The 24,440-nt window shown below is 72.9% G+C and carries 20 protein-coding genes; 14 read left to right on the top strand and 6 right to left on the bottom strand.

Going from position 1 to position 24,440, the window contains the following annotated elements; translation table 11 throughout:
• Positions 1-56 precede the first annotated feature (56 nt).
• The gene (locus tag ABZ810_RS15015; RefSeq protein WP_358403269.1) at positions 57-614 is read right to left on the bottom strand and encodes a hemerythrin domain-containing protein; all 558 of its coding nucleotides are present in this window, start codon (positions 612-614) and stop codon (positions 57-59) included.
• A gap of 150 nt (positions 615-764) precedes the next feature.
• Here ABZ810_RS15015 and ABZ810_RS15010 point away from each other — a divergent pair, with 150 nt between their 5' ends.
• Positions 765-5,171 (top strand): HAMP domain-containing protein, encoded by a 4,407-nt coding sequence (locus ABZ810_RS15010; RefSeq protein ID WP_358403268.1) that lies wholly within the window; start codon positions 765-767, stop codon positions 5,169-5,171.
• Between the two features lie 54 nt (positions 5,172-5,225).
• Positions 5,226-7,631 carry a SpoIIE family protein phosphatase gene (locus ABZ810_RS15005; RefSeq protein WP_358403267.1) on the top strand — a complete coding sequence of 802 codons (2,406 nt, stop codon included), beginning with the start codon at positions 5,226-5,228 and terminating at the stop codon, positions 7,629-7,631.
• Here the strand turns inward: ABZ810_RS15005 and ABZ810_RS15000 are convergent.
• The 4 genes from ABZ810_RS15000 to ABZ810_RS14985 all read right to left on the bottom strand — a co-directional run bounded on the left by ABZ810_RS15000 (position 7,609) and on the right by ABZ810_RS14985 (position 11,972).
• Positions 7,609-8,994: a DHA2 family efflux MFS transporter permease subunit gene (locus tag ABZ810_RS15000; protein WP_358403265.1), complete on the bottom strand. Its 1,386-nt coding sequence runs from the start codon at positions 8,992-8,994 to the stop codon at positions 7,609-7,611. The two genes, ABZ810_RS15005 and ABZ810_RS15000, sit on opposite strands and share 23 nt — an antisense overlap.
• Positions 8,991-10,661, bottom strand: coding sequence for an AMP-binding protein (locus tag ABZ810_RS14995; RefSeq protein WP_358403264.1), 1,671 nt, complete (start codon positions 10,659-10,661; stop codon positions 8,991-8,993). The genes ABZ810_RS15000 and ABZ810_RS14995 overlap by 4 nt, the downstream gene beginning before the upstream one ends.
• Positions 10,662-10,754: 93 nt before the next feature.
• Complete coding sequence (locus tag ABZ810_RS14990) at positions 10,755-11,096, bottom strand: HEAT repeat domain-containing protein (RefSeq protein ID WP_358403262.1); 342 nt, start codon at positions 11,094-11,096, stop codon at positions 10,755-10,757.
• 9 nt (positions 11,097-11,105) lie between these two features.
• On the bottom strand, positions 11,106-11,972 hold the full coding sequence (locus ABZ810_RS14985; RefSeq protein ID WP_358403260.1) for a PaaX family transcriptional regulator C-terminal domain-containing protein: 867 nt from the start codon (positions 11,970-11,972) through the stop codon (positions 11,106-11,108).
• A gap of 100 nt (positions 11,973-12,072) precedes the next feature.
• On the opposite strand from ABZ810_RS14985, the gene ABZ810_RS14980 reads away from it, so the two are divergent.
• The 10 genes from ABZ810_RS14980 (at position 12,073) to ABZ810_RS14935 (ending at position 22,592) form a co-directional block, all read left to right on the top strand.
• Positions 12,073-13,581, top strand: a complete 1,509-nt coding sequence (locus ABZ810_RS14980) for a long-chain fatty acid--CoA ligase (protein WP_358403258.1) — start codon at positions 12,073-12,075, stop codon at positions 13,579-13,581.
• 90 nt (positions 13,582-13,671) lie between these two features.
• Positions 13,672-14,436, top strand: coding sequence for a crotonase/enoyl-CoA hydratase family protein (locus tag ABZ810_RS14975; RefSeq protein ID WP_358403256.1), 765 nt, complete (start codon positions 13,672-13,674; stop codon positions 14,434-14,436).
• Positions 14,433-16,388, top strand: coding sequence for an acetoacetate--CoA ligase (locus ABZ810_RS14970; protein WP_358403255.1), 1,956 nt, complete (start codon positions 14,433-14,435; stop codon positions 16,386-16,388). The genes ABZ810_RS14975 and ABZ810_RS14970 overlap by 4 nt, the downstream gene beginning before the upstream one ends.
• Complete coding sequence (locus ABZ810_RS14965; RefSeq protein ID WP_358403253.1) at positions 16,385-17,278, top strand: 3-hydroxyacyl-CoA dehydrogenase NAD-binding domain-containing protein; 894 nt, start codon at positions 16,385-16,387, stop codon at positions 17,276-17,278. The genes ABZ810_RS14970 and ABZ810_RS14965 overlap by 4 nt, the downstream gene beginning before the upstream one ends.
• Positions 17,279-17,300: 22 nt before the next feature.
• Entirely contained in the window at positions 17,301-18,164 is an 864-nt protein-coding gene (locus tag ABZ810_RS14960; protein ID WP_358403650.1) for an amidohydrolase family protein, read from the top strand.
• Between the two features lie 48 nt (positions 18,165-18,212).
• Positions 18,213-18,851, top strand: coding sequence for a TetR/AcrR family transcriptional regulator (locus tag ABZ810_RS14955; protein WP_358403252.1), 639 nt, complete (start codon positions 18,213-18,215; stop codon positions 18,849-18,851).
• Entirely contained in the window at positions 18,848-19,048 is a 201-nt protein-coding gene (locus ABZ810_RS14950; protein WP_358403251.1) for a ferredoxin, read from the top strand. The genes ABZ810_RS14955 and ABZ810_RS14950 overlap by 4 nt, the downstream gene beginning before the upstream one ends.
• Position 19,049: 1 nt before the next feature.
• Positions 19,050-20,330 carry a cytochrome P450 gene (locus ABZ810_RS14945; protein ID WP_358403249.1) on the top strand — a complete coding sequence of 427 codons (1,281 nt, stop codon included), beginning with the start codon at positions 19,050-19,052 and terminating at the stop codon, positions 20,328-20,330.
• 3 nt (positions 20,331-20,333) lie between these two features.
• On the top strand, positions 20,334-21,113 hold the full coding sequence (locus ABZ810_RS14940) for an acyl-CoA thioesterase domain-containing protein (protein ID WP_358403248.1): 780 nt from the start codon (positions 20,334-20,336) through the stop codon (positions 21,111-21,113).
• A 66-nt stretch (positions 21,114-21,179) separates the two neighbouring features.
• Entirely contained in the window at positions 21,180-22,592 is a 1,413-nt protein-coding gene (locus ABZ810_RS14935; protein WP_358403246.1) for a DUF6882 domain-containing protein, read from the top strand.
• Here ABZ810_RS14935 and ABZ810_RS14930 read toward each other — a convergent pair.
• Positions 22,587-22,862: a hypothetical protein gene (locus ABZ810_RS14930; RefSeq protein ID WP_358403244.1), complete on the bottom strand. Its 276-nt coding sequence runs from the start codon at positions 22,860-22,862 to the stop codon at positions 22,587-22,589. The genes ABZ810_RS14935 and ABZ810_RS14930 overlap by 6 nt on opposite strands.
• Here ABZ810_RS14930 and ABZ810_RS14925 point away from each other — a divergent pair.
• Both ABZ810_RS14925 and ABZ810_RS14920 read left to right on the top strand, forming a co-directional pair.
• Complete coding sequence (locus ABZ810_RS14925) at positions 22,851-23,114, top strand: zinc-binding dehydrogenase (protein WP_358403243.1); 264 nt, start codon at positions 22,851-22,853, stop codon at positions 23,112-23,114. The two genes, ABZ810_RS14930 and ABZ810_RS14925, sit on opposite strands and share 12 nt — an antisense overlap.
• Positions 23,115-23,197: 83 nt before the next feature.
• Positions 23,198-24,439: a cytochrome P450 gene (locus ABZ810_RS14920; protein ID WP_358403242.1), complete on the top strand. Its 1,242-nt coding sequence runs from the start codon at positions 23,198-23,200 to the stop codon at positions 24,437-24,439.
• Position 24,440: the final 1 nt, after the last annotated feature.

Raw genomic sequence — 24,440 nt, 5'->3', positions numbered from 1 at the left:
GAAGCGGCATCGCCCCGTGGGCGGCGGGACGGATCCCGCCGCCCGGGGGCCGCCGGTCACCGCATCGCGGCGCGGATGGCGTCGCGGGTACGGTCGACGACCGAGGCGAGGGGGCCGAGGACGACGTTCTTGGTCACCGACTCGCTGCCGGGGTGCGGGCGGGTCGGCGCCACGGCCTCGGCGGCCTTGACGGCGGCGACCATGCCCTTGAGCTGCTGCGGGGTGGCCTTGTCGGCGATCTCGGGGAACTCCAGCCGCTCCTCCTGCTCGGCGTGCCGTTCGACCGAGGTGTGCAGCTTGCCGAACGTGGCCTCGAACTCGGCAGAATCGAGGTCCTCCTCCTTCTCCAGTTGCTGGAGGAGCTCCTTGCCCTCGTGCTCCTCCTTCAGCCGCGCGTCGATGATCCGTTCACCGTTGCCGATGGTCCGGCGGGCGAACGGATGGACGATCTCCTCCTCGGCCGTCTCGTGGACCGCGAGCAGGTAGCGCAGGTGGTCGAACGCCTGCTTGCGGGCCTCTCCGCTGCTCTTCTCCACCGTGGCGAACAGGCCGCGGATCTCGTCGTGCTGGCGCAGCAGCAGGTCGACCACGGTCGCGTCGTGCTGTCCGGTCATGAGTGTCTCCTCACTCGTCGTCGGACGCCGGAAGCGCCTCCCCTACCCGCTGCGCGCGGGCCATGCGCGGATTGACCGGCGGGCTGTATCGATCGAGGCCAGGAGGTGAGAAGCTTTTCCGTAGTTCCTTGCCATACGGCAAGGAACTCCGTGACGAGAGCGAGGTCGGACGTGAGCGACACCGTGGTCGACGGGGGGCAGCGGTCCACCGGTGACGCCGGAAGCGCCGGGAAGGTCGGCGAGGCCGAGCTCAGGCAGCTGCTGATCGGGCTGACCGCGGTCCGTGACGGCGACTTCGGCACCCGGCTCCCGGACGACTCGCAGGGCTTGCTGGGCGAGATCGCGGTGGTGTTCAACGGCATGGTCGACCAGCTGTCGGTGTTCACCGACGAGGTCACCCGGGTGGCCCGCGAGGTGGGCACCGAGGGGCGGCTGGGCGGCCAGGCGCAGGTGCCGGGGGTCTCGGGCACCTGGGAGGACCTCACGGTGTCGGTGAACGCCATGGCCGGCAACCTGACGACCCAGGTCCGCGACATCGCCCAGGTCGCGACCGCGGTGGCCAAGGGCGACCTGTCACAGAAGATCGACGTCGACGCGCGCGGCGAGTTCCTGGAGCTCAAGAACACCGTCAACACGATGGTCGACCAGCTGTCCTCGTTCGCCGACGAGGTGACGCGCGTGGCGCGCGAGGTGGGCAGCGAGGGGCGGCTGGGCGGCCAGGCCGACGTCAAGGGCGTCTCGGGCACGTGGCGCGACCTGACCGACTCCGTGAACTTCATGGCCGGCAACCTGACCGACCAGGTGCGCAACATCGCCCAGGTGACCACGGCCGTGGCGCAGGGCGACCTGTCGCAGAAGATCACCGTGACCGCGCGCGGCGAGATCCTCCAGCTGAAGAGCACCGTCAACACGATGGTCGACCAGCTGTCGGCGTTCGCCGACGAGGTGACGCGCGTGGCGCGCGAGGTGGGCAGCGAGGGGCGGCTGGGCGGCCAGGCCGACGTCAAGGGCGTGTCCGGCACCTGGAAGGACCTCACCGAGTCGGTGAACGTGATGGCCGACAACCTCACGGCGCAGGTGCGGTCCATCGCGCAGGTCACCACGGCGGTGGCCAAGGGCGACCTGACCCAGAAGATCCGGGTCGACGCCCGCGGCGAGATCCTGGAGCTGAAGGAGACCATCAACACGATGGTCGACCAGCTGTCGGCGTTCGCCGACGAGGTGACGCGCGTGGCGCGCGAGGTGGGCACCGAGGGCAACCTGGGCGGCCAGGCCACGGTCCGGGGAGTGTCGGGCACCTGGAAGGACCTGACCGACAACGTCAACGTCATGGCGTCCAACCTCACCAGCCAGGTGCGGTCCATCGCCCAGGTCGCCACCGCGGTCGCCCGCGGCGACCTGTCGCAGAAGATCACCGTCGAGGCCGCGGGCGAGGTCGCCGTGCTGGCGGAGACCATCAACCGGATGGTCACGACGCTGTCGGCGTTCGCCGACGAGGTCACGCGCGTGGCCCGCGAGGTCGGTACCGAGGGCCAACTCGGCGGCCAGGCGCAGGTGCCCAACGTGGCGGGCACCTGGAAGGATCTCACCGACAACGTCAACTCGATGGCCAACAACCTGACCAACCAGGTGCGCAACATCGCCCAGGTGACCACCGCCGTCGCGCAGGGCGACCTGACCAAGAAGATCGACGTGGACGCGCGCGGCGAGATCCTCGCGCTGAAGACGACGATCAACACGATGGTCGACCAGCTGTCCTCGTTCGCCGCCGAGGTGACGCGCGTGGCGCGCGAGGTGGGCAGCGAGGGCCGGCTGGGCGGCCAGGCCGAGGTCGAGGGCGTGTCGGGCACCTGGAAGCGGCTGACCGAGAACGTCAACGAGCTGGCCGGCAACCTGACCGGCCAGGTGCGCGCCATCGCCGAGGTGACCAGCGCGGTCACCACCGGCGACCTGACCCGCTCGATCACCGTGGCCGCGTCCGGCGAGGTGGCCGAGCTCAAGGACAACATCAACCTGATGGTGATGTCGCTGCGCGACACCACGCGGGCCAACGAGGAGCAGGACTGGCTCAAGACCAACCTGGCGCGGATGTCGGGCCTGATGCAGGGGCACCGCGACCTCGCCGTCGTGGCCGAGCTGATCATGGACGAGCTGGCCCCGCTGGTCTCGGCCCAGTTCGGCGCGTTCTACCTGGCCGAGGACGGGCCGGGCGGGATCGAGCTGGAGCTGGTCGGCTCGTACGCCTACCCCGAGGACGGCGACCCGGCGGCGCCCGAGCGGCCCACCCGGTTCCGGCTCGGCCGCTCGCTGGTCGGCCAGGCCGCGCGCAGCCGCCAGCCCATCGCGGTCGACGACGTCCCGCCCGGGTACGTGACGGTGTCGTCCGGGCTCGGGCACACCGCCTCGACGCACGTGATCGTGCTGCCGATCGTGGTCGAGGACCAGGTCCTCGGCGTCATCGAGCTCGCCTCGGTCGGGCCGTTCACCCAGGTCCAGCGTGCCTTCCTCGAGCAGCTGATGGAGAACATCGGCGTCAACGTCAACACGATCGTCGCCAACGCGCGCACCGACGAGCTGCTCGCCGAGTCGCAGCGGCTGGCGGCCGAGCTGCAGAACCGGTCCGGCGAGCTCCAGGTCCGGCAGGAGGAGCTGCAGAGCTCCAACGCCGAGCTGGAGGAGAAGGCGGCGCTGCTGGCCACGCAAAACCGCGACATCGAGGCCAAGAACCTGGAGATCGAGCAGGCCCGCCAGGAGCTGGAGGCCCGCGCGCAGCAGCTCTCGCTGGCGTCCAAGTACAAGTCGGAGTTCCTGGCCAACATGAGCCACGAGCTGCGCACCCCGCTCAACAGCCTGCTGATCCTGGCGCAGCTGCTGGCCCAGAACCCGACCCGCAACCTCACCCCCAAGCAGGTGGAGTACGCGGGCATCATCCACTCGGCGGGCTCGGACCTGCTCCAGCTGATCAACGACATCCTCGACCTGTCCAAGGTCGAGGCGGGCAAGATGGACGTCAGCCCCGAGCGCGTCCCGCTGCGCCACCTGCTGGAGTACGTCGAGGCCACGTTCCGGCCCATGACGACGCAGAAGAGCCTGGACTTCCGGATCACCACCGCGCCCGGCGTGCCCGGCGAGCTGCTCACCGACGACTCGCGCCTGCGCCAGGTGCTGCGCAACCTGCTGTCCAACGCGGTGAAGTTCACCGAGGCCGGCAGCGTCGAGCTGCGCATCGAGAAGGCCGAGGCCGCCGACCTGCCGCCTTCGGTGCGCCCGCACGGCGAGGCGCTGGCGTTCCGGGTCGAGGACACCGGCGTCGGCATCGCCGAGGACCAGCTGGAGACGATCTTCGGTGCGTTCCAGCAGGCCGACGGCACCACCAGCCGCAAGTACGGCGGCACCGGGCTGGGGTTGTCGATCAGCCGTGAGATCGCCTACCTGCTCGGCGGCGCCATCACCGCCAGCAGCACGCTGAGCAAGGGCAGCACGTTCACGCTCTACCTGCCGCTCGCCCGTCCCGACTTCGTCGACCTGGCCCAGGCCCGGCCCGGCCTCGGCCGGGTCACCCGCGCGGTGATCGCCGGGGACGGCGCGGCGGCCCCCGGGTCCGCGCTCGCTCCCGCGATCGAGGCCGCGCGCCTCGCGGGCGAGACCGGTGCCGAGCACGGCCGGACGGGGCCGCCGCGCAACGGGGAGCGCCGCCGCCGGCTGCTGGTGATCGAGGACCGCCCGCGCGGGCTGCTGTCGCTGGTGGCCGAGAGCGCGGTGGCCGACCTGACCGGTGCCGCCGCCGGCGAGCTGGCCGACCCGCGCGGCCCGGTCGAGATCGTCACCGCGCTGGGCGCCGAGGAGGCCGCCGCCGCGCTGGCGGCCGAGGCGTGCCACTGCGTGGTGCTCCAGCTGGACATGCCCGCCGGGGCGGCGCTGCGGTTCCTGGAGTCGATGGACGGCGACTCCGCCGCCCGCGGGCTGCCGGTGCTGGCGCACCACAACCGGCGGCTCGACCCCGAGCGCGAGAGCGCCCTCCAGGCCCGTGCCGGGACGCATCCGCTGGAGCTGCTGTCGAGCCTGGACGAGCTGCGCGAGCGCATCGCCCTGCACCTGTCGGCCGAGCAGCCGGGCGACGTGCTCCCGCTCGTCCTCCTGGAGAAGGCCGAGGAGGCCGCCCCGCGCGAGATCGACGTCTCGCTGACCGGCCGCACGGTGCTGGTCGTCGACGACGACGTGCGCAACGTGTTCGCGCTCGCCGGCATCCTCGAACTGCACGGCCTCGACGTCGTGCACGCGGAGAACGGCCGCAAGGGCATCGAGGCGCTCGCCGAGCACCCCGAGGTCGACCTCATTCTGATGGACGTGATGATGCCCGAGATGGACGGCTACACCGCCACGGCCGCCATCAGGGCCATGCCCGAGCACGCCGACCTGCCCATCATCATGGTGACCGCCAAGGCCATGCCCGGCGACCAGGAGAAGAGCCTGGCGTCCGGGGCCAACGACTACGTCACCAAGCCCCTCAACGCCGACGACCTCATCGGCTGCATCCACCGGTACCTGGACGCCTAGCCCGCGCCCGGGACTCCCGAGATGAACGACCGACCCCCGGCAAGGAGCCGTGCCGTGCCCGATCCCCGGCCCTCGGGAATCACCCGGCTGGCGGCCACCGTCGAGCAGCTGCGCGACGAGGTGCGGCGCGCCCAGGCCGCCGCCGACGGCCGCGGCGTCATCGAGCTGGCCACCGGCATCCTGGTGGAACGGCTGCACTGCGGCCCGGCCGAGGCCGCGGCGCAGCTGGTCACCCTGGCCGAGGAGGCGGGCCTGGGCCAGCTCGAGCTGGCCGCCGACATCATCAACCAGGCGGCGCGCGACCATCTCACCGAGGTCACCCGCGACTTCCTGGAACGCGCCATCGGCGGCGGGGCGCGGCGGCCCGGGGGAGCGGCCGAGGGGTCGCCGTCCGCCGACGGCGTCCCGGTGACCGCCGCCGGGCCGACCCCGGCGGTGCGGATGCGGACGGCCGAGAGCGGCGCCCTGGCGGCCGATGACACGCAGGCGGTCGCCACGTCCCTGCTCGAACACGCGCTGGCACCGCTCGGCGTCTGCGCCGTCGCCATCTGGGCCGCGGCGCCGGACGCCTCGCTGACCCTCGCCGGGTCCGCCGGGGTCAGCCCGGCGGAGGCGGCACGCTGGCACTACGTGCCGCCCGGGGTGGCCACCCCGGCGCGGCGGGCGCTGGCCGAACGGCAGATCGTCCGGCTCGCCTCGCTCGCTGAGGCGGGCCTGCCCTCGATCGGTCACCGCGAGCTGCCCGCGGCCGGCGGGCGGGTCGCGCTGCCGGCCGGCGCCGGCGGCCGCGTCATCGGCGTCCTGGAGATCTGCTGGCCGGACGCCATCGAGCCGCACACGCGGCAGATCGAGCGGCAGTTCGAGGCGCTGGCGGAGTTGTGCGCGCGCACCCTGGAGATCCGCCCGGCCGCCGTTCCCGCCGAGCCGGCCGCCGCGGCGGGCGACCCGGCGTTCACCGAGCTCACCGACCTCGCGGACGGGCTGTACGACCCCGCCCTGGTGCTGCGCCCGCACTTCAACGGCGACGGGCACGTCGCCGACTTCCGGATCCACCACGTCAACCCGCGCTTCGCCGACCCCGCCGGCCGGCCGCGCGGCGCCGTCGACGGGTGCCTGCTGCTGGAGGCCTACCCGCTGGCCGCCGAGGACGGCGGCCTGTTCGAGAAGGTCGAACGGGTGCACGCGACCGGCGAGCCGTTCCGCGCCCAGCGCATGGCGCTCACCGCGCTGGTCGACCAGGTGCCGCTGACCGTCGTCGCCGATATCAGCATCAGCCGGCAGGGGAGCAGCGTGCTGCTGATCTGGCGGATCCGGGACGAGATGGCCCGGCTGGCGAGCCTGCTCCAGCACGCGCAGCGCCTGGGCCGCATCGGCGGCTTCGAGGAGAACCTGCTCACCGGGGAGATCACCTGGGCGGGCCAGCTGTACGACCTGCACGGCCTGCCGTCCACCGCCGCGCCGATCCCGATCTCCAGCCTCGCCGCGCACGCTCACCCCGACGACGACACCGCCATCGGCCGTTTCCTGCGCACCGTCCTGCACCACCAGCGGCCCGGCTCGACCGCCTTCCGGCTGCGCCGCACCGACGGCATCGTCCGGCACATCCGGGTCATCGCCGAGCCGGTGCTCGCCGGCGACGGCCGCGTGCTCGCGGTCCGTGGTGCGTACCAGGACATCTCGGCTCAACACTGGACCGAGGTGGCGCTGGCCGCCACCCGCGACCGGCTCGCGCACACCGAACGGCAGGCCGCCGAGCACAACCGCCTGGCGCTCCAGCTTCAGCGCGCCATCATGCCGCCGAGCCGCGCCCCGATCGACGCCTCCGGCCTGCGCGTCGGGGTCCGTTACCGCCCGGCCGAGGACGAGCACCTGGTCGGCGGCGACTGGTACGACGCGGTCGTCCTGCCCGACGGCCACGTGCTGCTCTGCGTGGGCGACGTGGCCGGGCACGGCATCCAGGCGGCGACCGACATGGTCGTGCTGCGCAACGCCCTGCGCGGCCTGGCCACCACCGGCACCGGCCCGGCCCAGCTGCTGGCCTGGCTCAACCTGGTCGCCAACCATCTGACCGACCACGTCACCGCCACCACGTTGTGCGCGCTCTACGACCCGGGCACCCGCACGCTGCGCTGGGCGCGGGCCGGCCACCCCGTCCCGGTGCTGGTCCGGCGCGGCGAGGCGGCCACGCTGCCGCAGATCACGGGCCTCCTGCTCGGCGCGCTCCCCGAGGCCGAATACGAGGAGGGCGTCCTGGAGCTCGACCCCGGCGACACGCTCCTGCTCTACACCGACGGCCTCATCGAACGCCGCGACCGTACGCTCCAGGACTCGCTCAACGGCCTGCTGGCGACCATCGAGGGCTCGGAGTCCGACGTGGAGGCGCTCCTGGACCATCTGCTCACCCACAGCAACGCCGACACCGACGACGACACCTGTGTCATCGCGGTCCGGCTGCCCTGACCGCGCGGGCGGGCAGCCGGGCGGCGAGGGCCACGACGCCCGCGCAGAGCACCGCCATCGCCCACCAGACCGTCCGGTACGGGGTGAGCGAGTCGCGCGGGGCCGAGGCGAGCACCACGGCGAGCGTGGAGAGCCCGATCACCGCGCCGCAGGCCCGCGCGGTCACCGACAGGGAGGTGCCGGTGGCGAGCCGGTCCGGCGGCACCTCGGCGAGCGCCGCGCCGCTCAGCGCCGTGACCAGCAGCGCGACGCCGCCTCCGCCGAGCAGCAGTGCGGGCAGGAAGACCGCCGCGTAGGAGGCCTCGGGCCCGGCGGCGACGGCCAGCAGGACGACGCTGCCGGCCAGGGCCGCGGCACCGGCCAGGGCCATCCGCCGGAAGCCGGTCCTGCGCATCAGCCGCCCGGCGAGCGGCGCCACGATCACCTGGATCGCCGGGGCCGGGGTGATGGCCAGGCCCGCGCGGGCCTCGCTGTAACCCCACACGCCGGTCAGGAAGAGCACCGCCGCCAGCGGCAGCGCGAACATCACCAGGCCGAGCACGAACATCGCCGTGTTGGCCCGCAACGTCGTCCGGACGCGCAGCACGGCGAGATCGACCAGCGGCGCCCGGTGCCGGACGGCCCGCCGGTGGAAGGCGAACCCGGCCGCGGCCCCGGCGGCCAGCACCAGCGCGGTGCGCGCGTCCAGGACACCCCAGGAACGGCTCTGCACGATCGCCAGCGACGGCAACCCGATCGCCGCCACCAGCAGCGGCAGCCCGGCGAGGTCGGGGAGCTCCGGCGCCCCGTCCGGCGCGTCGCGGGGGAGGACGACCAGGCTGAGCACGAGGGCCGCCACGCCGACCGGCAGGTGCAGCCAGAAGATCGTGCGCCAGTCCCAGGTGGCGACCAGGCTGCCGCCGATCGCCGGCCCGGCGGCGATCGCCACCGACTGCGTCGCGCTCCACAGGCCGATGCCGGTGCCCCGCCGCTCCTCGCCGAACCAGGGCAGGATGAGCGCGAGCGCGAGCGGGGTGATCACGCCGCCGCCCGCGCCCTGCACCAGCCGGGCCGCGATCAGCACGCCGGGACCGGGCGCCAGCGCGCACGCCGCGGACGCGGCCACGAACACGGCGAGCCCGGCCAGGTAGACCCGGCGCCGGCCGAACCGGTCGGCCAGGCCGCCGGCCGGCAGCAGCGCGGCGGTGAACGCGATCGTGTAGCCGTTGAACACCCACGACAGCCGGGCGAGGTCGGTGCCCTCGAAGTCCCGCAACATCGTCGGGAACGCCACGTTGACCAGATGGGAGTCGACCGCGCCGAGGAACACCCCGGCGCAGACCACCGCGACGGCCAGCGGCCGGCCGCCGGGCCCCGGCCTCATGCGCCCCCGTACCGCTGCCGCAGCTCCACCTTCCGGATCTTGCCGGTGATCGTCTTCGGCATGTGCTCGACGACCTCCAGCCGCCGCGGCCAGAACCAGTCGTTCATCCCGGCGGCGCGCAGGTGCTCGTGCAGCTCGTCCAGCGTGGGCGGCGCGCCGGCGGGCAGGACCACCGCGCAGACCTCCTCCAGCACCTCCGGGTGCGGCACGCCGACCACCGCCACTTCGCGGACCTTCGGATGCCGGCCGAGGACGGCCTCCACCTCGGTGACCGGAACGTTGAAGCTCTTGTAGAGGATGACGTCCTTGGAGCGGCCCGCGATGCGGATGCCGCCGCGGCCGTCGTCGCGCGCCAGGTCGCCGGTGTCGAACCAGCCCTCGCCGTCCAGCTCGGCGGCGTAGAGCTCCGGCCGCCGGAAGTAGCCCAGGCACTGCGCCGGCCCGCGCACCCGCAACGGTCCCGCGCCGTCGTCCCGGCCCTTGAGCGGGTCGATCCGCAGCTCCATGCCGTCGATCGGGCTCCCGTCGCTGTGCGCGCCCCAGCCGGGCGGGTCGGCCGGCCTGGTGACGGTGACCGGGCCGTTCTCGGTCATGCCCCACAACGCGTAGGTCGGCAGGCCGAACACGTCGTGGACCTCGTCGACGATGTGCGGCGGCACCTGGGCCGAGCCGGTCACCACCCAGCGCAGCGCGGGCAGGCTCCGGGCGCGGGCGCGCTGCTCGTCCAGCAGGTCCGTCAGGAACGGGGCGGCGCCGTAGAACAGGTTGACGCCGTGCGACTCGGCGAGGTCGAGCGCGACGCCGCCGTCCCACCTGTCCTGGAACACCGCCGTGCCGCCGAGCAGCAGCGGCACCATCAGCCCCATCGCGAACCCTGACATGTGCGTGTTGACGTGGGCGACCGCCATGACCAGCCCGGAGTCGAGCCCGAGCGCGCCGGCGAAGCCGCGCGCCGACGCGTGGAGCGTGTTCTGGCTGTGCAGCACGCCCTTGGGCTCGCCGGTCGTGCCGGAGGTGAACAGGACGAGGAACGGGTCGTCGGGCGCGAGCTCGGCGTCCGCGGGCGGGACCGGGAGCCCGCCGCGCCCCAGGAGGTCGCCGAACGCGATCGTGCCGGCGGGCCGGGGCTCGCCGGCCACCACCACGTGCTCCAGCGCGGGCAGGTCGAGCCCGGTGACGATGTCGGCGAGCCGGTCGCCGTCCAGCTCGGCCAGCGTGAAGCAGACCTTCGCCTCGGTCAGCGCCAGGATGTGGCCGAGCTCGTAGCGCCGGTAGATCGGCATGAGCGGGCAGAACCGCGCCCCGGCCCGCGCGCACGCCAGCGCCAGGGGGACGAGCTCGTACCAGTCGGGCAGCTGGACGGCGACGACGTCGCCCGGCCCGACGCCGAGGCCGAGCAGCGCGGCGGCGAAACGTTCGGTGTCGGCCAGCAGGTCGGCGTAACCGGCCGTGCCGACCCGTTCGCCGACCCGTTCGCCGACCCGTTCGCCGACCCGTTCGCCGACCCGTTCGCCGACCCGTTCGCCGGCCGGACCACCGCCGGCCGCGCGGTGGCCGACGAGCGCGGTCGCGTCCGGACGTTCGCGGGCATGCCGGCGCAGGTCGTCGAGGAAGGTCTCCTCGCGCCACCAGCCGTGCCGCCGGTACTCGTGGGACCAGTCGGCCATGACGTTCCCTCCAGCCAGTCGCCTCGTGAGCGGTGGGGCTGCGATCCGCGTACGACCCCCGACCCTAGCCCCGGCCGCCGGCACCGCGGAGGATCAGCTGATCAGGCCGTCGTCGCGGGCCCGGTCGAGCGCCGCCTCCGCCTTCCTGGTGTCGAGCATCTCCAGCCCGCGGACGGCCCAGAACCGGACGTCCTCGTCGGGGACCTCCAGCTGCTCGGCGAGGAAGTCCAGCGTCGACGCGTCCCTGGCCTCGGCGACGAGCTCGATGAGCCGGCAGCGCAGCCCCTGGTCGTCGTGCTCGGCCCGGAACTCCTCGATCAGCTCCGCGACGTAGGCGTCGGCGTGCTCGCGGAGGAAGTCGAACCCCGCCTCGCGGCTCTGCGGGTCGGACCGGCGCATACGTTCCATCGCCTGGTCGAAACGGCGTCGTGACATGTGCCGACCCTATGAGCTCCCACCGACACCCGGCGGCGCCGCGGGGACGGTGTCCAGGCCGGCCTTCGCGTGACGCAGCGCGGCCGCGTCCCACTCGTGGGACAGCGCGTGGAAGACCTGCTCGGCCCGGATGGCCGGCCAGTCGCCCGGCAGGTGGTCGGCGGGCAGCCGGGGGTCGGAGCGCACCAGCTGGAGCCAGTCGTGGTGGAGAAGGAGCTGCCGGGTGAAGTCGTCGGGCACGTCCGGCGCCGGGCCCGGCTTGTCCCACCCGGCCAGGAACGCGCGGTAGCGGGACGCGATCTCGGCGGTGTCGAACGCCTGGTGCAGCAGGCGGCCCGCGTCGGTGGGGTCCGCGGCCTGCGCGTGCATCACGTTCACGTGCTCGTCCAGGTCGAGCCCGGAGATCAGCGGCGGTACCGCGACCCGGCCGGGGGCGATCCAGAGCCCGTTCTGCAGGGGGCCGAAGCCCGCCCACACCAGACGTGACCGCAGGTCGTGGCGCCGCCGGCGCCAGTCTTCGGGGAGGGAGAACCCGATCAGGGTCCAGGTGCCGTCCCAGTCGCGGTTGACGGCCCCGGCGCTCCAGATGCGGTCGTGGCCGTCGCGCAGGACCGCGGTCGAGCGGCCGGTCAGGCCGAAGTAGACCTTGCGGCCGTGCCGGCTGCGGGTCAGCAGGCCCCGGCGGGCCATGCGGGACAGGCTCGCGCGGGTGGCGTCCTCGGAGACGCCCGCGGCGCCCAGGACCTCGATGACGCTCCCCGAGGAGATCGCCACCTTCCGGTCCAGGACGTGCATGCCCAGGAACGTCAGCAGCAGCGACTGGGGTCGCGGCGCGGGCTGCCGGTCCTCCGGGGCGAGTCGGTCCTTGCTGGTCACGCGGTCAGTTTAGGGCGGATCCCCAATGTTGGACAGTTCATTGACTGCTGACATGAAAGTGTCTAATGTCGCGATCGCGCCGAAATGGAAGGGGTGGAGGATGCTCGATCAAGGCGTCGGCTCGTGGCCGGCCCGCCGGGCCCGCAAGACGCCCGACCGGGTCGCGGTCATGTTCGAGGGACGGCGATGGACCTATCGCGAGCTGCACGACCGGGTGGTCCGGCTGGCGCACGCCCTGCGGGCCCGCGGGGTGGGGCGCGGCGACCGCGTCGCCTACCTCGGCACCAACCATCCGTCCTACCTGGAGACCCTGTTCGCCGCGGGGTCGCTGGGCGCGGTGTTCGTCCCGCTCAACTTCCGGCTCACGGCGCCCGAGCTGGCCTACAACCTCGCCGACTCCGGGGCCGGGGTCCTGATCCACACGCCCGAGCTGGCGGAGGTCGCGTCGGCCGCGGCCGACCAGGCGGGCGTCGGCGTCCGCGTCGGCGTCGGAGCCGGTTACGAGGAGCTGCTCGCCGCCGCCCCGGCCGAGCCGTTCGACGAGCCGGTGTCCCCGGACGACCCCTGCATGATCATGTACACCTCGGGGACCACCGGCCGCCCCAAGGGCGCCGTGCTCTCGCACGCCAACGTGACCTGGAACAGCCTCAACGTGCTGGTCGACATCGACCTGGGCGCCGACGAGGTGACCCTGGTGGTCGCCCCGCTGTTCCACACCGCGGGCCTCAACATGACCTGCCTGCCCACCCTCCTCAAGGGCGGCACCGTCGTGCTGCTCGGCGCGTTCGACCCCGACCGGGTGCTGGAGCTGATCGAGACCGAGCGGGTCACCTACATGTTCGGCGTCCCCACCATGTACGACGCGATCGCGGCGCGCCCCCGCTGGGCCGCCACCGACCTGTCCAGCCTGCGCACCCTCAACTGCGGCGGCGCGCCCGTCCCGATGCGCACGATCGAGACCTACCTCGCCCGCGGCTTCTCGTTCAGCCAGGGGTACGGGATGACCGAGGCGGCGCCCGGCGTGCTGTACCTGGCCCGCGAGGAGGCCGTGTCCAAGGCGGGGTCCGCCGGGGTGCCGCACTTCTTCACCGACGTGCGCGTCGTGCGCGCGGACGGCGCCGACGCCGCGCCGGGGGAGAACGGCGAGGTGCTCGTCCAGGGGCCGCACGTGATGGGCGGCTACTGGGGGCCGCCCGAGCGGTCCGCCGACGCCTTCACCGCCGACGGGTGGCTGCGCACCGGCGACGTCGCGCGGCTGGACGAGGACGGTTACGCCTACATCGTCGACCGGGTGAAGGACATGTTCGTCTCCGGTGGGGAGAACGTGTACCCGGCCGAGGTCGAGAACGCCCTCCTGGACCACCCCGACGTCGCCGAGTGCGCCGTCATCGGCACGCCGGACGAGAAGTGGGGCGAGGTGGGCCTGGCGATCATCGTGCCGAAGCCGGGCGCCGACGCGAAACCGGACGAGATCCTCGCCGACCTCGAAGGCCGGCTGGCCAAGTACAAGATCCCCAAGTCCGCCGTGCTGGCCGGGACGTTGCCGCGCACCCCCTCGGGAAAGATCGTCAAGCCCGCGCTGCGCACCACCTACGGCGTCGAGCACTGACCGTCGAGCACTGACCGTCGAGCCCCGAGCAGAGCCCCGAGCAGAGCCCCGAGCAGAGCACTGAGCAGAACGACCCACCAAGGAGAACGTGTGTCCACGACATCGGTTGAGCGGCACGGCGACGTCGCCGTCTTCACGCTGTGCCGTCCGGCCAAGCGGAACGCCCTGGACGACGCCACCGTCGGCCGCATCGGGGAGTTCTTCGCCGCGCCGCCCGAGTGGGCGCGCGCGGTGGTCGTCACGGCGGAGGGCGACCACTTCTCCGCCGGGCTCGACCTGGCGGAGCTCACCGAGCGGTCGGTGACCGAGTCGCTGGAGCACTCGCTGATGTGGCACCGCAACTTCGACCTGATCGAGAACGGCCGCGTCCCGGTCGTCTCGGCGCTCAAGGGCGCGGTGATCGGCGGCGGCCTGGAGCTCGCCGCCGCCACCCACGTCCGGGTCGCCGAGCCGTCGGCGTTCTACGCCTTCCCCGAGGGGCAGCGCGGGCTGTTCGTCGGGGGCGGCGGCTCGGTGCGGGTCCCGCGCCTGGTGGGCGCGCACCGGATGGCCGACATGATGCTCACCGGCCGGGTGTACGACGCGGCCGAGGGGTACGGCATCGGCCTCTCGCACTACCTCGTCGAGGAGGGCGAGGGACTGAAGAAGGCGATCGAGCTGGCCGCCCGCATCGCCCAGAACGCGCCGCTCACCAACTTCGCCGTCCTCCAGGCGCTGCCCCGCATCGCCGAGGCCGCGCCCGCCGAGGGCTACCTGATGGAGTCGCTGATGGCGGCGGTCGCCTCCGGCAGCGACGACGCCAAGGAGCGCATGCGCGCCTTCCTCGAACACCGGGCGGGAAAGGTCGCGCGATGACCGAGGTCCTCAGGCCGCCGGCGGCCGACGTGCGGGAGACCACCGAGATCGGCCGGTACCTGCGCTGGCTGGAGGACGAACGGGACCTGCGCTTCGACGGCTACGACGCGTTGTGGGAGTGGTCGGTCGGCGACCTCCCTGGTTTCTGGTCGTCGATCTGGGACTTCTTCGGCGTCCGGGCCCACACCCCGCCCTCGGCCGTGCTCGGCCGCCGTTCGATGCCCGGCGCCGAGTGGTTCCCCGGCGCCACGCTCAACTACGCCGGGCACGCCGTGGGGCTGCCCGAGGACCATGACCGGGTCGCGGTGATCGGCCGCTCCCAGACCAGGGAGCCGGTCGAGCTGACCTTCGGCGAGCTGCGCGAGCAGGTGGGGCGGGCGCAGGCTGGGCTGCGGCGCCTCGGCGTGGGCCCGGGGGACCGGGTCGCGGCGTTCCTGCCCAACATCCCCGAGACGCTCGTGGCCTTCCTGGCCACGGCCGGCCTCGGCGCCGTCTGGGCGTCCTGCGCCCCCGAGTTCGGGCCGCGCGCCGTCATCGACCGCTTCGCCCAGCTCGAGCCGACGGTCCTGCTCACGGTCGCGGGCTACCGGTACGGCGATCGCCACGTCGACCGCAGGGCGCAGGTGGACGAGATCCGCGAGGGACTGCCCGGTGACCCGCGGGTCGTCCACGTCCCCTACGGCCCCGGCACCGTCGACGGCGCGCTCTCCTGGCGGGAACTGCTGGCCGAGCCCGCCGAGCCGGTGTTCGAACCGGTCCCGTTCGACCACCCGCTGTTCGTGCTGTTCTCCTCCGGCACCACCGGCGTGCCCAAGGCGATCGTGCACCGGCACGGCGGCGTCCTGCTGGAGCATCTGAAGAACCACGCGCTGAGCTGGGACGTCCGGCCCGGCGACCGCATGCTCTGGTTCTCCACGACCGCCTGGATGATGTGGAACGCGCTGGTGTCGGCGCTGCTGCTGCGCGCGACCCCGATCATGATCGACGGCAACCCCGCCCATCCCGACCTGCGCGAGCAGTGGCGGCTGGCCGAACGCACCGGGGCCACGATCATGGGCGCCGCGCCCGCGTTCCTGATGGCCTGCCGCAAGCAGGGCATCCGCCCCGGCCGCGAGTTCGACCTGTCCGCGCTGCGCCAGCTCGGCGCCGCCGGCAGCCCGCTGCCCGAAGAGGGCTTCCGCTGGGTGCACGAGGAGTTCGGCGACCGCGTGCTGCTGAACGTCGGCAGCGGCGGCACCGACGTGTGCAGCGGGATCCTCCAGGGCGGCCCGCTCCAGCCGGTGTGGGCGGGCGCGATCTCCGGGGCGTGCCTGGGCGTCGCCGCCCGCGCCTACGACGACCGGGGCCGGCCGGTCACCGGCGAGCTCGGCGAGCTCGTCATCACCGAGCCGATGCCGTCGATGCCGGTCGGCTTCTGGGGCGACGCCGACGGCAGCCGCTACCGCGACGCCTACTTCACCGCCTACGAGGGCGTATGGCGGCACGGCGACTGGGTGCGCCGCGACGAGGGGGGCCACTGGATCGTGGCCGGGCGCTCCGACGCGACCCTCAACCGCGGCGGCGTGCGGCTGGGCACCGCCGAGTTCTACGCGGTCGCCGAGGAACTGCCCGAGGTCGACGACAGCCTGGTCATCCATCTCGAGGACGAGGTGGGCGGCAACGGCGAGCTGCTGCTGTTCGTCGTCACCGCGCCCGGCACGCCGTTCGACGACGCGCTGCGCGGCCGCATCGCCACGGCGCTGCGCACCGCGCTCTCGCCCCGCCACGTACCCGATGCCGTCCACGAGGTGCCGGTGATCCCGCGCAACCGGACGGGAAAGAAGCTGGAGGTCCCGGTGAAGCAGATCCTGCGCGGCACCCCGCCCGGACGGGCCGTCGGCGTGGACGTCCTGGCCGACCCCGCCGCGCTGGACGCGTTCGTCGCGTTCGCCGCCGGACGGAGCGGCCGATGAGGGTCGCCGTCGTCGGCACCGGGGTGATCGGTGCCAGCTGGACCACGCTGTTCCTCGCGCACGGCCACGAGGTCGTCGCCACCGACCCGGCCCCGGGAGCCGAGGAGCGGTTCCGCGCCGTCCTCGCGGAGCAGGGGGCCGACCCCGGCGCCCCGGAGTTCACCGCCGACCTCGCCGCCGCCGTCCGCGACGCCGGCTTCGTGCAGGAGAACGGCCCCGAGCGGCCCGAGGCCAAGGACGAGATCTTCGCCGTCCTGGACGCGGCGGCCCCGCCCGCGGCGGTGCTGGCCAGCAGCTCGTCGGGCATCCCGCCGTCCCGGGTCCAGCAGGCCTGCGCCCGGCATCCCGAACGTGTCCTGATCGGCCATCCGTTCAACCCGCCGCACCTGATCCCGCTCGTGGAGGTCGTCCCGGGCGAACGCACCGGGGAGGACGCGGTGCGCGCGGCGATGGACTTCTACACCTCCCTCGGCAAACGCCCGATCCGGCTCCGCGCCGAGCTGCCCGGCCACATCGCCAACCGCCTCCAGGCGGCGTTGTGGCGCGAGGCGTACTCCCTGGTGGACCAGGGTGTCGCCACCGTCGCCGACATCGACGCCGCCATCACCCACGGCCCCGGCCTGCGCTGGGCGCTGATCGGCCCGTTCCTCGGCCAGCACCTGTCCGGCGGGGCGGGCGGCATCGCGCACGTCCTCGAACACCTGGGCCCGCCCATGGAGGACTGGTGGGGCACGCTGGGCGACCCCCGGCTGACGCCCGGCCTCAAGGAAAAGATCATCGCCGGGGTGCGCGACGAGCTCGGCGGGTCCGCCGAGGCGGCCGTGAGCACCGAGCGCGACGCCCTCCTGCACCTCCTCCTCGACGCCAAGTCCCGCACCGACCACCTGTGAGAAGGCTCCTGTGACCTCCCCGCTGAACCTCGACGACCTGATCGCCATCGACGTCCACACCCACGTCGAGCAGGACGCCCACGGCCACTTCGCCCTCGACGACGAGCTGCTGGAGGCCTCGGCCGCCTACTTCAAGTCCGACGAGCACCGCACGCCGACGCTCGACCACATCGCCGCCCACTACCGCGAACGCAGGATGGCCGCCGTCGTCTTCACCGTCGACGCCGCCACCGGCCTCGGGCACCCGGCGCTGTCCAGCGAGGAGATCGCCGCGGCCGCCGCCGAGCACACCGACGTGCTCATCCCGTTCGGCTCGGTCGACCCGCACGCCGCCGACGCGGTCGGGCGCGCCCGGCGGCTGGTCACCGAGCACGGCGTGAAGGGGTTCAAGTTCCACCCGAGCCTCCAGGCGTTCGACCCGAGCGAGCGCGCGTTCTACCCGCTGTACGAAGCGATCGAGGAGCTCGGCGTGCCGGCGCTCTTCCACACCGGGCAGACCGGGATCGGCGCCGGGCTGCCCGGCGGGCGCGGCATCAAGCTGCGCTTCTCCGCCCCGATGTTGCTGGACGACGTCGCCGCCGACTTCCCCGGCCTGACGATCGTGCTCGCCCACCCGTCGGTGCCCTGGCAGGACGAGGCCATCTCGATCGCCACCCACAAGGCCAACGTCTACATCGACCTGTCCGGCTGGTCGCCCAAATACTTCCCGCCGCAGCTGGTCAAGGCGGCCGGCTCCTTCCTGCGCCGCAAGGTGCTGTTCGGCTCGGACTTCCCGGTCATCACCCCGGACCGCTGGCTCGCCGACTTCGACAAGCTGGAGATCAAGCCGGAGGCCCGGGACCTGATCCTCAAGGAGAACGCGATCCGCGTCCTCGGCCTCCGGTGATCCGGGGCGGCCCTTGACGTATCAAATGAACAATCTTTTAATTCGTGCATGGGTCGCATCGCGGGCGTCACCGCCGCCGAAACCCGCAGACGGCTGCTGCGCGCGGCGGCCGACGTGTTCGCCGAGCGCGGATACGACGGCACGCGGGTGGCCGACATCGCCACCGCCGCGGGGGTGAGCAACGGCGCGCTCTACGCCCACTTCGACTCCAAGGCGGACCTGCTGGTGACCGCGCTGCGGGAGCACGGGCGGCGGCCGCTCGCCGACCTGCTCGCCGCCGACCCCGACGGCTCGGTGGTCGAGATGCTGCTCGTCGTCGGCCGGTCGCTGCCGCGTCGTGACTCCGGCGAGTGGCTCGTCATCGAGGCGCTGACCGCCGCCCGCCGGGACCCGGACGTCGCCCGCGCGATGCACGACTACATGGACGAGCGCGCCGGCTGGATCTCCGGGCTGGTCTCGGCGGCCCAGGCCGGCGGCGAGCTCGACCACGCCGTGTCGCCGGACGCGGTCGCCCATTTTTGCCTGCTCCTCGCGCTGGGGAGCACTCTTGTCCCGCCGGACCTGCACGCGGTCGGCGAGCGGGAGTGGTCCGCCCTGCTCGGCCGCGTCGTCGCGGCCCTGCGCGATGCCGGCCCGGTCGCCGGCCCGGTTCCCGATACCGCGACATCGACGGGAGTGACCCCGTGAAAGTGCAGATAGATCAGGCTCGCTGCCAGGGCCACGGGCGCTGCTACGACCTGGCGCCCGAGGTGTTCGGCGAGGACGAGGAAGGCTACGGGACGGTCCTCGGCGACGGTCTCGTGCCACCGGACGGGGCGGACGACGCGCGGCGCGCCGTCGTCAACTGCCCCGAACGTGCGATCGACCTTCTCGAGGGGACCTGACATGGCGACCGACGACCGCTTCGTCCGCGACTTCCGGGACATGCAGGCGGACAGGCCCGAAGGCACCCGCAACGACGTCGTGACCGGCCCGGTGGACGACTGGGCGACCGACTTCTCGCACATGGAACCGGAGTGGGCCGCCGACCCGTACCCGATCCAGGACGATCTGCGGCGGCGCTGCCCGATCGCGCACACCGGCCGGTTCGGCGGGGGCTGGCTGCCGACGCGGTACGAGGACGTGGCGGCGATCGCCTACGACACCGAGAAGTTCTCCTCGCGCTCGATCGTCATGAGCAACTTCCGGCCGCCCAAGGAGATCGCCCCGGTGGGCGGGGTGCCGCCGATCTCGTCCGACCCGCCGTTCCACCGCGACGCCCGCAAGCTGCTGCTGCCGGCGTTCACCAAGAGCGCGGTGTCCAAGCAGGAGGAGTCGACGCGGGCGTTCTGCCACGCGCTGATCGACGAGCTCGAGGGCCGGGACGTGGTCGACGCCGCGCACGACTACGCCCAGCACATCCCGATGCGCGTCATCGCGGACATGCTCGGCTTCCCGCGGGAGGACGGCCCGAGGTTCCGCGAGTTCGTGGAGAACACCCTCGAAGGGATCAACCTGCCGCCCGACGAGCGCATCGCGAGGATGGAGAGCCTGTTCGACTACCTCCTCGAACAGATCCGCGACCACGTCGAGGACCCGCGCGACGACCTGACCACGTACCTGGTCAACGTCGAGCTCTACGGGGAGAAGCTGGAGCCGTTCCACGTGGCGGGCACGATGGCCCTGCTGCTGATCGCCGGGATCGACACGACGTGGAGCGCGATCGGGGCGTCGCTCTGGCACCTGGCCACGACCCCGGCGGACCGGGAACGGCTGGTCGCCGAGCCGGAGCTGCTGCCGACGGCGATGGAGGAGTTCCTGCGCGCCTACGCGCCGGTCACCATGGCCCGGCTGGTCAAGGAGGACATGACCTGGAACGGCGTGGAGATGAGGGCCGAGGACTGGATCCTGCTGTCGTTCCCCGCCGCCAACCGCGACCCCGCGCAGTTCGACCGCGCCGACGAGGTCGTGATCGACCGCGAGGTCAACCGGCACGCCGCGTTCGGCCTGGGCATCCACCGGTGCGTGGGCTCCCACCTGGCGCGGATGGAGCTGCGCGTCGCGCTGGAGGTCTGGCTGGAACGTTTCCCGTCGTTCACGCTGGCCGACCCGGACGCGGTGACCTGGGCGACCGGGCAGGTGCGCGGCCCGCGCACGCTCCCGCTGCGCGTGGGCGGGGGAGGGTGACCCGTGCCGCTCTGGGACATGCTCGACCTGCAGCGGATCGACGGCGACCTGTTCGAGGCCCGCTGGGCGGACATGCGGCGGGAACGGCTCTTCGGCGGCCAGGTGGCGGCGCAGAGCCTGCGCGCCGCCGGGCTCACCGTGGACGGCGGCCGCCCGGTCCACTCGCTGCACTGCTACTTCATCCGCCCGGGCCGCACGAGCGAGCCGCTGCGCTTCGACGTGCGCCGGACCCGGGACGGCCGGACGTTCTCCACCCGGCACGTCACGGCGAGCCAGGAGGGCAAGCCGATCTTCGAGGCGATCGCCTCGTTCCACGACCCCGAGCCGGGCGTGGAGTGGCAGCCGGACCCGCCCGCCGGCATGCCGCCCGCCGACGGCCTCGCGCCGCTGGAGACGCCGTGGTTGCCGCCGGAGGTCGACATCCGGCCGGTCCGGCCGCCCGGCGACTTCCCGATCGGGCACCCCTTCTGGGTGCGGGTGCCCGAGCCGCCCGGCGCCGACGCCGCCGTGCACGCCTGCGCGCTGACGTACCTGTCGGACTACGGCGCGGTCAACGCCGCCCGCCCGCCCGACGACGCCACCCGGTACGGCATGCGGCTCAGCCTCGACCACACCCTGTGGTTCCACCGGCCGCCCCGCGTCGGGGGCTGGCTGCTCTACACCATGGGGCCGGCGGGCAACGGCGGCGGCCGGGGGCTCGCGCACGGCGCGTTCCACACGCCGGACGGCACGCTGGTCGCCTCCGTCGCCCAGGAGGCCCTGCTGCGCCTGCCGCGAGATTGAGGGGAACCACCAGGGCGGGGGACCGCGTCAGTAACAACGTTCCCTTGATCCTCTGAAAGGTCCTCCATGGTCGACGCCCCCCTGCCGCCGGAAGCCGCCGAAGCCTACGAGCGGGGACTGGCCGCCGCCGAGCGGCGGGACGTCGCCGAGGCCGAACGGCAGTGGCGGATCGCCGCCGAGGCCGGCCACCCCCGCGCCGCGTTCGAGCTCGGCTACCTGTTCGAGACGCGCGAGGACTGGCCGGAGGCCGAACGCTGGCACCGGCTCGCCGACGAGCGCGGCGACGAGGGCGGCACGCTGGGCGCGGGCGTGGCGGTGGAGAAGCAGGGGCGCGTCCAGGAGGCCATGGAGCTCTTCCGCCGCGCGTGGGAGAGGGGCGAGGACAAGGCCGCGTTCAACCTGGGCCGTCTCTACGACGACGACGGCAAGGGCGACCTGGCCGCGGCGGCCGAGTGGTACGGCCGCGCCGCCGACAAGGGCAACGCCGGCGCCGCCTACAACCTCGGGCACGTCCGGAGCGACCAGGGCGACGAGGCCGGCAAGGTGGCGGCGTGGGAGCGCGCCCGGGAGCTCAAGCACCCGAAGGCCGCGTTCAGCCTCGCCTTCGTGCACGTGAAGAGCGGCGACGAGGACAAGGCCGTCGCGTTGTGGCGGGAGGCGGTCGAGGAGTTCGGCGACGCCAAGGCCGCGGAGAACGTCGGCACGTACTACCTGCGCCGCGGCGACCAGGCCAGGGCGAGGTTCTGGAACGAGCTCCCGGGCGGGCTGAGCGCCTACAGCCCGCAGTTCGAGTCGTTCGCCGCCTGGTCCTCGGCCGCGGCGATCCACCGGCAGGACGTCCTCAACGAGGCCGTCGGCGAGGATCACATCCAGTTCGACATGGACGAGGGGACGCTGACCACGGGCGGCCGCACCTACGCCGGCACGACCAGCCTGGGCAGCTACAGCCACCTGTCCAAGACCTGGTTGTGGTCGTGGGCGAACCCGGCCCTCTCCCCGGACGTCCCGGCGCTGGCCCGGCTGAGCGTCCTGCGCGAGTACGGCCGGCAGCACGACATCCCCGAGCTGGTCATCGGGCACATCGACCTGTCCGGGTTCCCGCAGCCGCACCAGGCCGCGACCACGATGACCATCGCCGCCGCCATGCTGCTCGGCGGCAACGGCATGACCTCGGTCCGCATCAACGACGGCAAGGGGTCGGCGTACTTCCACCTGGACGACGAGCGGCTGCCCGCGGCCGAGTACAACCACGTCGGGGCGCCCGGCCTGCTGATGAGGGCCGTCGAGGTCTTCCCGTCCGACGCCCGGCACGTGGTGCGCGGCTTCATGCGGCACCACGGTTTCGTGCGGATCCGGGAATCGGCCGACGTCGTCGACGGCACGGCCACCGGCGGTCAGCGGCTCACCGTCGGTTTCACCGACCGGGGCCTCATCAAGTCGATCTCCAGCGGGAACGCCGAGCCGCCGCCGTCCTCATGAGGTGAGGACGGCCTGGAACGCCGCCCCGATCCGCCGGTAGCCGGCCGGGGTGGCGTGCCCGTCGCCGTGGCCGCACTGGTAGGCCCAGGTGCAGATCCGCGCCACGTTCAGCGGGATCGTCCCGCAGATCCCGCCGTTGAGCATGGTCGTGGTGGTCTCGCCGCCGCAGCCCAGCTTCACCAGCCTCAGGTGCGGGTCGCGCTGCTTGAGCGCCGCGTAGAGGACGTCGGTGTAGCCCTCGTCGGGGCCCTGCCCCGGTTGCGCGCCCACCGAGAGCGAGTCGCCCAGCGCCAGGTCGGTCTCGCGACGCTCCAGGTCGCCGAACGGGTCGGCGCCAGGGCGATCGCCCTGACCCGCGCCGCGGCCAAGAGGGAGGCGCTGCTCGACCGGGGCGCCGCGGCGGTGATCGTCACTGGGACCGAGGACGTCGTGGACCGCACGTTCACGCTGGACGAGATCGTCAAGGCCCATCGCCACCTGGAGTCGAACGCGCAGGTCGGTAAGATCGTGGTGGCCGTGTGACGCAGAACACATTCCCTTCCGGGGCTGAGAGGACTTTACTTAACCTCGTCTTTTGTAAACCGAATCTCGTTCGGGTGGTCTGGATGGTCAGGGTCGAGGACATCAATCTGACGGACTGGGAGTTCTGGAAGCGTCCGCATGACGAGCGGCACGCGGCGTTCCAGAGCCTCCGGAGCGAGCCGCGCCTGGTGCGGTTCGAGGAACCCGAGGTCATCATCGTCCCGCAGGGGCCGGGGTACTACGCGCTGACCAGGCACGCCGACGTCGTCGAGGCGTCGCGGCGCCCGCAGGACTTCTGCTCGGGCGAGGGGGCGATCAGCATCCCCGACATGCCGGCCGAGATGAACGAGTACTTCGGCTCCCTGATCAACATGGACGATCCGCGGCACGCCAAGATCCGCCGTATCGTGGCGCGGGCGTTCTCGCCGCGGATGATCCAGCGGTTCGAGGACCAGGTCGAGGCCGTCGCGCGCCAGATCGTGGACGAGGTGCGGGCCGGCGGCACCGGCGACTTCGTCCAGGACGTCGCCGCCCGCCTCCCGCTCAAGATCATCTGCGACATGATGGGGATCGGCGAGGAGCGCTACAAGGCCGTCCTGGACGCCAGCAACGTCATCCTGGCGGGCAACGACGCCGAGTACCTGCCCGTCGGCGACGGCGAGCAGATCGCGCTCGCCCTGCTGACCGCCGGGCAGACCCTCAAGGAGATCGTCGAGGAGCTCGGGCGGCAGCGCCGCGAGAACCCCACCGACGACCTCACCTCGGCGCTGGTCAACGCCAACATCGACGGGGAGTCGCTCACCGACCAGGAGCTCGGCTCGTTCTTCATCCTGCTCGTGGTCGCCGGCAACGAGACCACGCGCAACTCCATCGCGCACGGCCTCGACCTCTTCACCCGGCACCCCGAGCAGCGGGCGCTGCTCACCGAGGACTTCGACGGCCGGATCGCCGGCGCGGTCGAGGAGATCGTGCGGTACGTGTCGCCGGTCATCTGGATGCGCCGCACCGCCACCCGCGACACCATGCTCAACGAGCACGAGATCAAGGCCGGCGACAAGCTGCTGCTCTACTACTGGTCGGCCAACCGGGACGAGACGGTGTTCACCGACCCGGACCGCTTCGACATCCTGCGGAGCCCCAACCCGCACGTCGCCTTCGGCGGCCCGGGCCCGCACTTCTGCCTCGGCGCCCACCTGGCCCGCCGCGAGATCACCGTGATGTTCCGCGAACTCCTGACGCGCCTGCCCGGCATCCGCGCGGGCGAGCCCGACCGCCTGGAGTCCAACTTCGTCAACGGCATCAAGCGGCTGCCGTACACCTTCTGAC

It is taken from the genome of Spirillospora sp. NPDC047279, assembly GCF_040643285.1.
GTDB lineage: Bacteria > Actinomycetota > Actinomycetes > Streptosporangiales > Streptosporangiaceae > Spirillospora.
This window is presented reverse-complemented; position numbering and strand designations above follow the sequence as displayed.